Origin of the sequence: Vibrio sp. 1562 (genome assembly GCF_033340155.1) — a bacterium.
GTDB classification, from domain to species: domain Bacteria; phylum Pseudomonadota; class Gammaproteobacteria; order Enterobacterales; family Vibrionaceae; genus Vibrio; species Vibrio alginolyticus.
In genome coordinates, this window is the sequence record NZ_JAWOVY010000184.1 from 1 (window position 1) to 873 (window position 873).

General features: G+C 49.1%; 1 protein-coding gene. It reads right to left on the bottom strand.

The genetic code is table 11. From position 1 onward, the window contains the following. Positions 1-873 (bottom strand): 5'-3' exonuclease H3TH domain-containing protein (locus R7Z49_RS24035; RefSeq protein WP_318112235.1); only part of this gene is annotated, 873 nt, incomplete at both ends.

Sequence of the window (873 nt, forward strand, 5' to 3'; positions counted from 1 at the left end):
TTGCTCTGGCGCATCCAAATAATCGTGTGCGACAGGGACATAAGCCGCAATACCTTCATCGATGGCAAATGACAAACCGACGAGGTTCGCCACCATGTAATCAAGGCTGTCCGTTTCGGTATCAAAGGCAAACAGCTCTGCCGCTTTAAGTTTTTCTAGCCACGCATTGAAAGAAGCTTCGTCCAAAATGGTTTCGTACTGACTGCGATCAATCGTTACCGCTGAGGTTTCCATTTCAGCATGCGAAGAAGAAGATGATGCTTGCGCAGAGCCCGCAAGTTCAACCGCTTCGACAGTGCCTGAGCCGCCTTCAAGCAGTTCGTTCAACCAAGACTTAAACGTCAACTGACCATACAGTTTGATCAATTCGTCTTTGTTTGGCTCTGCTTTCAGTAGCGACTCTGGTGTTTCTTCCAGTTCCACATCCAGCTTGATGGTAGCCAGCTCATAAGACAGCATAGCGTTGTCTTTGTTGTCGACCAGCTTCTTCGCCATGGTTTTCGAACCGCGGAAACCAAGTGCCGCGATATCATCCAGATTTTCGTACAACTTAGTCAGGCCACCAATGCCTTGCAGCAAAGCGGTCGCCGTTTTGTCGCCCACACCCGGTACACCAGGGATGTTATCGACTTTATCGCCCATCAACGCTAGATAGTCGATGATCAACTCTGGCGGAATGCCAAATTTTTCCACCACCCCTTCACGATCCATTACGACGTTCGTCATGGTGTTGATCAAGGTAATGTTGTCATCCACCAGCTGAGCCATATCTTTATCGCCAGTACTGATTAAAACAGGCATGCCTTGTTGCGAGGCTTGGTAAGCCAACGTACCGATGACGTCATCTGCTTCCACGCCAGGAACGCAGATCAA